We start from the raw sequence: 12663 nt of genomic DNA, 5'->3' as shown, positions 1-12663 counted from the left end.
GCACCAACACAAGGACGACAACGACGCATGACCGAATCGAATGCATCTTCAGCGCGGCATCCCGGGATAAAGAATCCACGTCGATGGTGGCCCTATCTGCTCCTCGCCCCGGTGGGACTGTTGATCACGTTTGTTCTGATCATCATCCTGCTCCGCACCGACTACGGCCTCAACCGCCTGGAAACCCTCCTCAACAACACCTTGGCCGACGTGGGCGGCCAGCAGGTCGCGCTATCCGGGCTGCATGGCCGGTTTCCCTTCGACCTCCGGCTCGTGGAAATACGTTTGGCTGACGAAGAAGGGGTATGGCTGAAGATTGACGACGTGATCCTGCGTTGGTCCGGCCGGGATCTGCTTTCGGCTCGTGTGCGGATTCACGAACTCAGCGCGGACCGGGTGGAGCTGTTCCGTGTTCCTGTTGGTGATGAGCCTCAGCCGAAACCTGAACCCGTCATACCGGAGTCATGGGAGGCGCTCCTGGATTTTGAACCGCCCACGGCCTTTCCAAGGGTGGCCCTGGACAATCTGGACATCCGCCGGATCATCCTGGCCCAAGCCGTGGCCGGGGACCGGATCGTCCTTCGCCTTCACGGCGACCTGGATGCCGGGGAGCACGGTGCCCGGATGAACCTCAGCGTGGACTCCCTGGCCGGACCAGCCGACGAGGCCGGCCTGCTCAGCCTGCGGGCCGGGTTTGTCCCGGAGACCGACCTCCTGGATCTGCGGCTGGCCTTCACCGATCCAGGCGGCTCCCTGGCCCCTCTGCTCGGCCTGCCCCCGGCCACGCCTCTGGAAGTGATCCTGGAGGGCGACGGGCCGCCCCTGGCCTGGGACGGCGTATTTTCGGTCCAGGCCGGAGAGCTGTTTTCCCTGCAAAGCAACCTGGGCCTGGCCTGGCCGGATCATCCCAGCCTGACCTGGCACGGGGAATTCACTCTCGCCCCCTCCCTGCTTCCCGAACCCGCCCAGGCCTTGCTGCCTCCCACGACGTTCCAGGTCCAGGCGTCCATGCCCAGGCCGGATTCGGTTCACCTGGCCGAATTCACGTTGCGCAACGCCCTGTTGGACCTGCATGTGGATGCGGAGGTGAATCTGGACCACTCCACCCTGCGCGGCGGGCTGCGCCTGGACGTGCTGGATACGGCCCCCCTGGCCGAGCTGGCCGGAGTGGAATTGGGGCCGCGCATCGGTCTGCGGGGCGATGTTTCCGGCCCCTTGACCGGCCCTGACATCCAGCTCGCCCTGCACCTGACCGATGTTTTCGCCGACCCGGTCCGAGTCGGCGGGCTGGACCTGGACGCCGCGATCCGGTTCAGCGACCCCGGCGAGACGCCGGACGACCGGGTCATCTCCGTCGCGGGCGCCGTGACAACCCAGGGGCTTTACGTTCCGGACACGGCCCTGCCCCCGGAACTGACCGCGAACTTCGACGCGGCCTATCGCCTGGCGGACAATTTCCTGGACGTGACGTCCCTGAACCTGCTCGGCCAGGGCGTGGACATCCACGCCGCCGCCGGATACGGCCTGGACACCCACCGGCTGGACGCCCATCTGGAGCTGCGGCCCAGCCCGATTCAGCCCTGGCTGGCCCCGTACGGACTGGAAGACGTCGCTGGCGAGGCCGACCTGCGGGTCACGGCCCAGGGCACGGTCCAGCCTCTGCGCCTGGATGTTGATCTGGACGCGGGACTGACCCACCTCGCGGGCCTGCCCGACCCGCTGCCCCATCTGCTGGGCGCGGCTCCCCGGCTTCGCGGTCAGGTCCGGCTTGTGCCGCCAGAAGACGATTCCGCGACAGGTCAGGGTCCGGGGATCATCCAGGCCCGGGCCGTGCGCCTGCAAGCCCCCGGCTTGGATCTGACCGCGGAGGCCGACTTCACCCCGGCCACCGGCGATTTGTCCGCCCAAGCCGCCCTGGCCCTTCCGGACCTGAGCCTGGCCTCGCCGAACCCGGACCCGGACCCAGGTCTGGGCCTGGCCGGAGCGGCCGTGCTGAACATCCAGGCCCGGGGCGACGTCAGCCAGAATTTGGTCCTGCATCTCGATCTGCACAGCGACGACCTGCGCATTGCCGACCTGGAAGCCTTTCCGCTCCAACTGCTCGCAACCATCCACTCCCTGCCCGCGGCTCCCCGCGGCGAGCTGACTCTGTCCGCCTCGCCCCTGCAAGCCCCCCTGCTCCTGGAAACGGCCTTTGCCCTGGACGATTCCCTTCTCCGCATCTCGGAGCTGGAGCTGATCGTTCCCGAGGGCGCACTGCACGGCCAGGGCGTCGTGGACCTGGACAGTCAGCTGGTCACGGCCCGACTCCAGGGCCGCATCCAGGACATCACGCCCTTAAGCGCCTTGGCCGGTCAGTCCCTGCACGGCGTTCTGGAACTGGACGTCGAACTCCAGCCGGATGTCACGCCCGATGACCAATCGGACGACCAATCGGACGACCAATCGGATGAACAGTCAAACGGCCCAGCCCCGGGCACCCAGAACGTCCGCTTGAGCGCAGGCCTGAGCAATTTCCAGGCGGACTTCGGCACTCTGGCCGAACTGAACCTGAATGGTCGGATCCAGGACGCCTTGAGCGCCCAGGACGGACCGAAGCTGCACCTGGACGTGGCGGCCAGGGATTTTCAAGCCGGAGAAATCAGCGTCAATTCCCTGAACGCGACCATCACCGGATCACTCACGGACCTGGTCCTGAACGTCACGACACGGGGAAGCGCCCTGCACCCCTACACGCTCCAACTCGAAGCCGCCTACGCCGACCGGGATGGAAGCCATTCCGTGGAACTGCGCGACCTCACCGGTGACTGGGCCGAACAGCCCCTGCTGCTCACCGCTCCCGTCCACATCACCCTGGGAGAGCAGGAGCAGACCGTCTCCCCATTGCACCTGGAGTTCGGGCCGGCCATCGTCCGCGGCGATGCCCGGATCGGACCGGCAGACGCAAACCTGCGCCTGGGAATCGAAAGCCTGCCTCTGTCGCTCTTCACTCCGGATATTCTGGGCACGGTCACCGCCGGGGCGGTGCTCCAGGGTCCCACCTCGGCCTTGCGCGGCGACCTGACAGTGCTGGGCGAGAACCTCCAACCAACGGGCACCAATCTGGAGAACGTTCCGTCCCTGGCTATCCAGGCCGACGCAGCCCTGGACGGAACAGCCATCACGCTGACGGCCGTGCTTCGCGAAAATGACACGACCACCCCCTTGCTCCAGGCCCAGGGGCATGTGCCTCTAACCCTCGGTCTCACCCCCGCAGGCCTGGACCTGCCCTCCGATGCTCCAATGAGGGCCACTATCCAAGGTGATTTGGACCTGGGCTGGCTGGGGGAAATCTTCCTCACGGACAGCCAGCTCCTGGCCGGGACGCTCAAGTTGGATTTCCAGCTCAGCGGCACCCTGGACACCCCGCAACCCACAGGGAGCATCCTGATCCGCCAAGGAAGCTATCAGCATCTCCTCCAGGGCGTTCTGCTCCAGGACATCGAGGCCGACGCCCAGGTCACGGACAAACGGTTCGAACTGACCTCCCTCACCGCCACGGACGGCGGGCAGGGTCGTCTGCATGTCACGGGTGGAGCCGATCTCGACCCAGGGCAAAACTTTCCCTTTCAGTTTTCAGTCCAGATGACCAACATGAACATCCTGGACAGCCCTTTGGCCCAAGCCAGGGTGGCCAATGTCGACCTGGCCGTCTCCGGCTCCACCGCGACCCAGGAGGTCAAGGGCGAAGTGGTCCTGGACCGTGTGGAAATTTTCCTCAAGGATCTGGGCGGCCCCCAGGTGGTGGATCTGCCGGTGGTGGAGACCAGCAAAGAACGAGTGCCGTCCGCGGAACCTTTTGCTCTACCCATCCCCGCCCCGCCTCTGGCCCTGGACCTGGACGTGCGGTTCCCGGCCCGGGTCTTCGTCCGCGGCCGAGGTCTGGATTCGGAATGGGGCGGCAACCTGCGGATCACCGGCACCGCCGCCCAACCGGTCATTCGCGGAGAGATCAGGCCCCAACGCGGCCGCCTGGACCTGCTGGGCAAACGGTTCACCGTGTCCCCGGAAAGCGTGATCCAATTCACCGGCGGACAGCCGCCCCTGCCCTTCGTCAACCTGACGGCCTACCAAACCCGTCGCGACCCGGACGGCGAGAAAACCTTCACCGTGCATATCAGCGGCGTCCCTCCGGACATTCCGCCCCCGACATTGACCTCCGACCCGCCTCTGCCCCAGGATGAAATCCTGTCCCAGATGCTCTTCGGCCGGTCCTTGTCCCGCATCTCCGCCACCCAGGCCGCCCAGCTTGCCCTGGCGGCCCGGGAACTGGCCGGTCACGGTTCCGGACTCAACCTGATAGGCACGGCCCGCGATCTGCTCCAGCTCGACGACCTGGACCTGATTTCCGGCCAAGCCGGAGACATGAGCCTGCGCGCCGGAAAATACATCTACAACCGCGTCTACCTCCGCCTGGACAGCGACCTGAAAACCGGCGAGGAAACAGCATCCGTGGACGTGGAACTCACCCCCCGGATCAACCTGGAAAGCACCCTCGGCCCCAAGGGAGGCGGGCTGGGATTGTTTTGGAAGCGGGATTATTGACCGCGTTCGTTGCACGGACCAAGGAAAGACGACGTGGAGTCCGCGAAAAAGAACGAGATAAACTCAAGGGAGGACGACCATGGACCATGTTCAGGCTGGAGCATTGCGGATTGCCAAGCCGTTTTACGACTTCATCGTTCAGGAGGCCGCGCCTGGGACCGGGGTGGAGCCGAAGCACTTCTGGAGCGCCCTGGAGCGAATCGTCCGGGAGTTCGGACCGCGCAACGCCGCGCTGCTGCGAAAACGCGACACCCTGCAGGCGGCCATCGACCAATGGCACCGCGACCGGGCCGGACAACCCCACGACGCCGCGGCCTACAAGCAGTTTCTTCTGAATATCGGCTATCTCTTGCCCGAGAGTGAATCTGATGGCCCGGATTTCCAGATCACCACCGAAAACGTGGACCCGGAAATCGCCGCTATTGCCGGGCCGCAGCTCGTGGTTCCGGTGACCAACGCCCGGTACGCGGTCAACGCGGTCAACGCTCGCTGGGGCAGCCTGTACGACGCCCTGTATGGCACTGACGTTGTCGACGAGGATCAGGGCGCGGAAAAAGGGGAGGCCTATAATCCGGTACGCGGGGCCAGGGTCATGGCCGGGGCCGCCGCGTTTCTGGACCGGGCCGTCCCATTGGCCGCCGGCCGCCACGCCGACGTGGTCCGCTACATGGTCGCCCCAAGCCCATCCACGCCGGAGGGGCGGACCCTGGTCGCCCTTCTGGAGGACGGCTCCAGGCAGGAGCTGACTCGCCCGGAACAGTTCGTCGGCTTTTTCGGCCCCCTGAACCGGGACGACGAACCAAAGTCCGTCATCCTGCGCAACCACGGTCTGCATCTGGAACTGCGCATCGACCGCACCCACCACATCGGACGGGAAAACAAGGCCGGGGTCTGCGACGTGGTTCTGGAAGCGGCCCTGACCACCATTCTTGACTTCGAGGACTCCGTGGCCGTGGTGGACGCCGAGGACAAAACCGGAGCCTTTCGCAACCTGCTGGGCCTGCTCAAGGGCGACCTGACCGCCAAATTTTCCAAGGGCGGCCGTTTCGTGGAACGCCGGATGCATGAAGACCGGAGCTTCACGGCCCCCGACGGAACCGAACTCCGCCTGCCCGGACGCAGCCTGATGCTGGTCCGCAACGTGGGCCTGCTGATGACCACGGACATCGTCCTGGACGACCAGGGCCGGGAAATATTCGAAGGCATCCTGGACGGCCTGACCACGGCCCTGATCTCCCTGCACGATCTCCGGGCTTCCGCCGACAATCCATGGCGAAACAGCCGCCACGGAAGCGTGTACATCGTCAAACCCAAACAGCACGGCCCAGAGGAAGTCCAATTCACCCGGGATCTGTTCGCCGCCATCGAGGGCGCCCTGGACCTGACCCACAACGCCCTGAAGATCGGGATCATGGACGAGGAACGCCGGACCACCCTGAACCTCAAGGAGTGCATCCGGGTCGCCCGGGAGCGGGTCATCTTCATCAACACCGGATTCCTGGACCGCACCGGGGATGAAATCCACACCAGCATGGAGGCCGGACCCATGGTCCGCAAGAACGACATGCGCTCCGAGGCGTGGATGACCGCCTATGAAGACTGGAACGTGGACGTGGGCCTGGCCGCGGGCCTGAGCGGCAAGGCCCAGATCGGCAAGGGCATGTGGGCCAAGCCGGACAAAATGAAGGAAATGGTCGAGGCCAAGATCGGCCACCCCCTGTCCGGGGCCAACTGCGCCTGGGTCCCCTCCCCCACCGCCGCCACCCTGCACGCCTCGCACTATCACCAGGTGGACGTCTTCGCCCGGCAGCGCGAACTCATGGGCAAGCCGCGGGCCACCCTGGACGACCTGCTCCGACTGCCCCTGCTGGGCGACAAACGTCCCACTCCCGAAGAAATCGAGGAGGAACTGGCCAACAACGCCCAATCCATCCTGGGCTACGTGGTCCGCTGGGTGAACCAGGGCGTGGGCTGCTCCAAGGTGCCGGACATCTCGGACGTGGGCCTGATGGAAGACCGGGCCACCCTGCGCATCTCCAGCCAACACATGGCCAACTGGCTGCGCCACGGCATCTGCACCCGGGATCAGATCCTGGCCGTACTACGCCGCATGGCCGACGTCGTGGACCGTCAAAACGCCACCGATCCCCAGTACCAGCCCATGGGGCCGAACCACGATCAAAGCATCGCCTTCCAGGCCGCCCGCGACCTGATCCTCCTGGGCCGCGAACAACCGAGCGGCTACACGGAACCGATCCTCCACGCCCGACGTAAAGAGGTGAAGGCCGAAACTCATTGATTTCGAAGCAAGATTGCCCGGTTCATAGGAACGTTTCCAGTGAGGATGTTCGCCAAGACGGGGAACAGTCGACGTACCTATACCCCTGAAAGGCTTCGAATTCCGAAAAAAATCTTCGCTGGGCGGGCCGATGATCGTGGTTCCCAAGTGAGGGGACGTCGATTACGTGTGAGATGATCTTTCAGTATTCGTCACTCTTTTTACTTCTTCTCCTTTCCAAGATTGATCCGCCCTCCTCGTTCCGATGTTACCCTGGGCGGAGCGTTTGGTCCGGTCCAGCGGATGGTGACGGCTCCGTGCTTCGCGGTGTTCAGGAGTGGGACGCTCATGTCTTTCAGGGTTTGTTTGATTTCAGGGTGGGGATGGTTGAAGCGGTTCAGGAAGCCGGTGCTGACCACGGCGATGTCCGGCCGGATCTGGGCGTAGAGTTGGGGGGAGTGGCTGGTGCGGCTGCCGTGGTGCGGGATGATCAGCGCTTCGGCGCGCAGGGCGTCGGGCGCGTCGGTCAGAGATTGAAGCAGAGCGGCGATGGACGGCTGTTCGATGTCTCCGGGAATCAGGGCCAGAGGGCGGCCGTGCCAGACCAGACGCAGGACCAGTGACGTGTCGTTCTGGTTGGCAGCGGTCAGCCAGTCGGTGTCTGGATGGAGGACCTCCAGGACGACGCCTTTGCCCAGGTCGATCATGTCGCCCTTGCTCCAGACGGTCTCCGGGATGGCGCGGCGGTTCAGGGTTTCATGCAGGATGCTTCCGTCTCGGCCTTCGGGGCCGCGGCCCTGGGAGGCGAATTTCCGGATCCGAAAGTGATCCAGGGGATAGAACAGGCCCCGGTAGTGATCGAAATGGGCGTGGCTGAGGGCGATGCCGGTCAGCCGGGGCGGGCGGCCGTGGGTCAGGGTCGGGGTGATGATGTTGCGGCCCAGGTCGTAGTCCCAGGACCAGAACCCTCCTCCGTCCACCAGCCAGCGCGACCCGCCGGGCAGTTCCAGGAGCACGGCCTGCCCTTGGCTGACGTCCAGCAGGCGCAGGGTGATCTGGGAGCGCTGGTTGGACAGAATGGTGGTCAGTCCGGGCAGGACGAGTAGGGCCACGGCCAGGAACACGGTCGCGGGCCTGAGGCTTTGCGGGGAGCGCCACCAGGCGGCCGCGGCCAGGAGCAGCATCCAGTAGCCCAGAATCTGGGGCCAGAGAGGCCGCAGCGCAATGCTCGCCTCCAGCCCGCCGGCTTGGTCCAGGGCGGCCAACCCGCCGACCATCGTTTCCAGGATGCCGCTGGCCAGGCTGAGCAGCGGCGGAGCCATGGGGGCGGTCCATGGGGTGAGCAGGGCCAGCAGGCCGGTCAGTCCCAGGGGAAAGACCGCCAGGCCGAGCAGGGGCAGCCAAAGCATGTTCAGGTAGAGGTGCGGACTGATCCGACCGAAGTACCAGGCTTGCAAGGGCAGCAGGGCCAGGGTGGCCACAATGCTTGCGGCGAGGATGCCCAGGCCCGCGGCCAGGGGCTTTTGCCACCAGGGCCGCTGGGTGAACCGCAGGGCCTCGCGGCCCAGGGGCCAGACCAGGGCCAGTCCGGCCACGGCCAGGGCGGAGAGCTGCAGGCGCAGGTCAAAGACCGCCAGGGGGGACAGGGCCAGGATGATCAACAGGGCCAGGAACAGTCCGTCCAGCAGCACCCGCTGACGGTTCAGAAGCAGCAGTAAACCCCAGGAGCCGAACATCAGGGCCGCCCGGAGCAGGGAGGGTACGGCCTGCCCCAGCCAGAGATATCCCAGGACCAAGGGTACGCTCAGGAGCACGGCCAGCTTGGGGCGGGGCAGGCGCAGATAGATTTGGGGCCGGGCCCAGCCCAGTACCGTGGCCCCCAGCCATCCCAACCCGACCACGAACCCCAGGTGCATCCCGGACAAGGCCAGACTGTGGGCCAACGACGCCCGTTGGACCAGGTCCATGGTCTCGGGGGCGAGCAGGGAACGGTCGCCCATGAGCAGGGCCAGGAGCATGGCCTGGCCCTGACCGGCAGGCGTGCTGGAGATCAGCTTTTCCCTGAGTTGACGGCGGTATTCCCAGGCCGGGCCGGCCGCGCCGGAATAGACGGGGGCCGTGTTGGCCTCCCGGGAATAGGCACGGTGAAAGATGCCTTGGCGCGCCCAATAGTCTTCGCTGCGGTTCATCCCCGGATTGGCCATGCCCTGGATGGGGCGAATGCGCAGCGCCACCCGGACCTCCCGGCCGGGGCTGGGAACATCCGGCGGACTCTGCCAGTTCCAGAGCAGTTTGCCGCCCAGGGCACGCGGGGTTGTTTCGCTGGAATTCTCCGTGGGGTGAATCCGCACGTCCCGCAGGATGATCTGGAAATGGTCGCCTGGACGGGGGCGAACCTCGTCCACGTGCGCAGTGATGGTGGTCGGCTTCCGGTGGTTGATTTCAGGGAGATCGCCTGGCGGAGGAACGGGGTGGAGCAGGTGGACGGTGGCCACGCCGAGAGCAAAGGCCAGGAGCGGGGGAGCCGCGGTGCGAATGTTCTTCCACCAGGGTGGTTGTCGTCCCGGGGAAAAGGCGGATGGGTCAGGCGGAGGGAGATGTGGTCGAGTCGTTCCAGGCGGACGGCTCCATGAACAGAGCAGCGCCGTCAGGTAGAGGAGCAGTGCCGTGGTCCCCGGCACGGGCCATTCCCAGGCCAGCATGCCCAGAATCCAGGCGCAAAGCAGGTGCTGCCAGGGAAGCAGGCCGGGCCAGAGAGGGTGGGCCGGGAACTTCGGAGGCGTGATCTCCGATACGTTGGCTTCCGTTTTGTCCCGAGAAGGAGGTGGATCCCGATGCATGCTCAGGCCTCCGATTGCTCCTCATTTCATCACATGTCGTATCTGCTCAGCACACGTTGTGTCCGCCCTTGCTCCGGCAATCGGGGTCGGGGTCGGTATCTGTATCGGTATCGAAACAGGAAAAATATTGAACGCTTCCCATTGTTTTCGATCCCGATCCCGATTCCGATTCCGACCCCGACAACAGCATTACTTTGTGCTGAATAGTTACCCACATGTCTTCCTTATCGTCCGGGAAATCCGGCTACGAGGCCGAGCTGACCCCGGCGTCCGAGAAGCTGGCCATCTCGTTGAGCATGGCCGCGGCGGCGCGGAGCACGGGAATGGCCAGGGCGGCACCTGTGCCCTCGCCCAGGCGCATGCCCAAATCCAGGATCGGGCGGGCCTGGAGTTGGTCCAGGATGATGCGGTGGCCGGGTTCGGCCGAGCCGTGGGCGAAAAAGGCGTAGTCCGCCACATGAGGCTGGATCTTCCAGGCCGCGACGTAGGCCGCCGTGGAGATGAAGCCGTCCACCACCACGGCCAGCTTGCGCTTGGCGCAACCCAGGATCAATCCGGTGAGACAGGCGATTTCCAGACCACCCAGGGCCGCCAGGGTGCGCAAGGGGGGCGCGGGGGGCAGGGCGTTGCTGTTGACGGACAGGGCCCGGGCTATAACTTCGGCCTTGTAGCGGACTTCGCGGGCCGACAAACCGGTGCCCGGCCCGGTGATTCGTTCCGGCGCGCACCCCAGGTAGGCGCAGTAAAGGGCCGTGGCCGCGGTGGTGTTGGCGATGCCCATTTCGCCGGTACCCACGGCGAGCACCCCTTCTTCGGCGGCTTGCTCGGCCAAGGAGATGCCCGCGGCAACTGCCTCGGCGCATTCCGCTTCGGACATGGCCGGTCCCATGCTGAAATCCGCGGTTCCGGGTTTGATCTTGCGGCGCAGCAGCATGGCGGAGTCCGGAACATCGGCGGTGAAGTCGTCGTGGGCCACGCCCACGTCCACGACTCGTAGTTCCACTCCGGCGGCGCGGGTCAGGACGTTCACGGCCGCGCCGCCCCCAAGGAAGTTGCGGACCATCTGGGCCGTGACCTCCGAAGGGAACTTGCTGACGCCCTGGGCCGCGACGCCGTGATCCGCGGCGCAGGTGTAGATGCGGGACGGGTCGACCTTGGGGCTTGGGCCGCGACCGGCGTCGCGGCTGATCAGGGCCAGGTGCAAGGCCAATTCCTCCAAACGGCCCAAACTGCCCCGGGGTTTGGTCAGGTCGTCCAGCCGGGCCTGGATGGCGGATGTCGCGGAGCGGTCCAGGGGAGTGACGGCCTGGACGCAGTCTTGGAGCAGGCTGGTCGCGGACGATGCGTTGGGGAGTGAAGTGGGCTGGTTCATGACTGGAAGTCCAGTTTGCAAGTCGCGCCCTGAGGATAGTCCGTCGGGGGTGTTTTCATGTGTACAGGTTGACCGGTGGATTGGAGCACGGCCTGCCAGTAGTTGCTGACCGTGTTGATCTTCTTGCGCTTTCCAGCCACCAGGCTGAGCGGCAGATGGATGTAATGCCCGTGCAGTTTGCTGACCACCATCCCGGTTTTGCCGGCCATGGCCGCATGCACGGCGTTCTGGCCCAGGAATCCGCAATAAACCCGGTCGTTGGCATTGGCCGGGACCGAGCGGATGATGTAGCTGGGATCGATGAACTTCAGGGTGTAATCCATGTCCTTGGATTTGAAGTAGGAGTCGATTTCTCGTCGTAACAGACCGCAGATGTCCCGCAGTACAGGGTTGCCCGAGGCGTCGGTCTGGCTGGAAGCGGCCAGGAGGTCCTGTCCCGCCCCTTCGGCCACCACCACCACGGCGTGCCCGCGGCGACGGATGCGGTCGTCCAGGGCCTGTAAAAAGCCGTTGGGGCCGTGGATTTCGAAGGAGTCCTCCGGGACCAGCACGAAGTTGACGTCTTTCAGGGCCAGCGTGGCCTGGGCCGCGATGAACCCGGACTCCCGGCCCATCAGCTTAACCATGCCGATGCCGTTGGGAGCTCCCAGGGCCTCGGTGTGGGCGCAACGAATGGATTCAGTGGCCTTTTCCACAGCGGTGTCGAAGCCGAAGGAGCGGGGGACGAAGTTGATGTCGTTGTCTATTGTCTTGGGGATGCCGATCACGGAGAGCTTAAGCCCGCGTTTGGCGACTTCCTCCTGGATTACCAGGGTGGCCTGCATGGTCCCGTCGCCGCCGATCAGAAAAAGGACGCTGACGTTCATCCGCTCCAGGGCGTCGACGATTTCCTCCGGCGACTGGGGGCCGCGGGAGGAAGAAAGGATGGTTCCCCCGAACTCATGAATACTGGCGACCTTGTCCGGAGTGAGTTCCATCAACTGGTGGCCGTAAGTCGGGATGAAGCCCTGCAAACCGTAGCGAATGCCCAGAGTGGAGGCCACGCCGTAGCTGTGGTGGGCGGTCATGACCAGGGCGCGGATGACGTCGTTGATGCCCGGGCAAAGGCCGCCGCAGGTGACGATGGCGCATTTGGTCTTCGGGGGGTCGAAGTAGAGGTTGCCCCGGGGGCCGGCGGGCTCGAAATCGTAAGTCTTCGTGCCGTTGGTGCCGGTCTCGCCCTCTTCGTTGGTTACGAAAAGCTGAACCCGCTGGTCTTCATTGATGAACAGGGCGCACTCCATGCGGGAGCGGACCTTGGCCGGGCCCAGGTTGGGAATGGCGGTGGAAATATCGTCTTCCATATGCATACTTATTTGCGTGTCGCTCATGGTGTCCTCCGGAGTCGCAACGTGTTCGGGGAAAGGTTTTTCGCCGAACACGCCGGACATAGATTGGTGTAATGGCAAGAAATGAGCCGCACTATGAAACAAAGCGCCTCGAATGGCAAACCAACCTGAATTCGTTTTACCACTCCCTTTGAGGTCGGCGGCTTGGGCTCCATGTGAGACGATATTGTCACGCAGGGCACCTTGACACAAATTTCTCAA

Annotated in this window: 5 protein-coding genes; 2 read left to right on the top strand and 3 right to left on the bottom strand. The window is 64.9% G+C overall.

Annotation, left to right across the window (positions count from 1 at the left end; all coding sequences use genetic code 11):
• Positions 1-27 precede the first annotated feature (27 nt).
• Positions 28-4584: a translocation/assembly module TamB domain-containing protein gene (locus AC559A_RS08320; protein WP_498817399.1), complete on the top strand. Its 4557-nt coding sequence runs from the start codon at positions 28-30 to the stop codon at positions 4582-4584.
• Positions 4585-4663: 79 nt separating this feature from the next.
• Positions 4664-6883, top strand: a complete 2220-nt coding sequence (locus AC559A_RS08315) for a malate synthase G (RefSeq protein WP_498817397.1) — start codon at positions 4664-4666, stop codon at positions 6881-6883.
• Between the two features lie 200 nt (positions 6884-7083).
• On the opposite strand, the gene AC559A_RS08310 is transcribed toward AC559A_RS08315, so the two are convergent.
• The 3 genes from AC559A_RS08310 to AC559A_RS08300 all read right to left on the bottom strand — a co-directional run bounded on the left by AC559A_RS08310 (position 7084) and on the right by AC559A_RS08300 (position 12444).
• Positions 7084-9702 (bottom strand): DNA internalization-related competence protein ComEC/Rec2, encoded by a 2619-nt coding sequence (locus AC559A_RS08310; protein ID WP_498817395.1) that lies wholly within the window; start codon positions 9700-9702, stop codon positions 7084-7086.
• A gap of 244 nt (positions 9703-9946) precedes the next feature.
• A complete protein-coding gene (gene cobT / locus AC559A_RS08305) occupies positions 9947-11074 on the bottom strand; it encodes a nicotinate-nucleotide--dimethylbenzimidazole phosphoribosyltransferase (RefSeq protein WP_498817393.1) in 1128 nt (375 codons plus the stop codon).
• Complete coding sequence (locus AC559A_RS08300; protein WP_498817391.1) at positions 11071-12444, bottom strand: ATP-dependent 6-phosphofructokinase; 1374 nt, start codon at positions 12442-12444, stop codon at positions 11071-11073. Before AC559A_RS08300 ends, cobT begins: the two co-directional genes overlap by 4 nt.
• Positions 12445-12663: the final 219 nt, after the last annotated feature.

This window comes from Desulfonatronum zhilinae (assembly GCF_900182865.1).
GTDB classification, from domain to species: domain Bacteria; phylum Desulfobacterota; class Desulfovibrionia; order Desulfovibrionales; family Desulfonatronaceae; genus Desulfonatronum; species Desulfonatronum lacustre.
This window is presented reverse-complemented; position numbering and strand designations above follow the sequence as displayed.

Bases quoted from the DNA above. Each gene is read 5' to 3' on its own strand.
- AC559A_RS08310 (WP_498817395.1), bottom strand. From the start codon at position 9,702: ATGCATCGGGATCCACCTCCTTCTCGGGACAAAACGGAAGCCAACGTA.
- cobT (WP_498817393.1), bottom strand. From the start codon at position 11,074: ATGAACCAGCCCACTTCACTCCCCAACGCATCGTCCGCGACCAGCCTG.
- AC559A_RS08315 (WP_498817397.1), top strand. From the start codon at position 4,664: ATGGACCATGTTCAGGCTGGAGCATTGCGGATTGCCAAGCCGTTTTAC.
- AC559A_RS08320 (WP_498817399.1), top strand. From the start codon at position 28: ATGACCGAATCGAATGCATCTTCAGCGCGGCATCCCGGGATAAAGAAT.
- AC559A_RS08300 (WP_498817391.1), bottom strand. From the start codon at position 12,444: ATGAGCGACACGCAAATAAGTATGCATATGGAAGACGATATTTCCACC.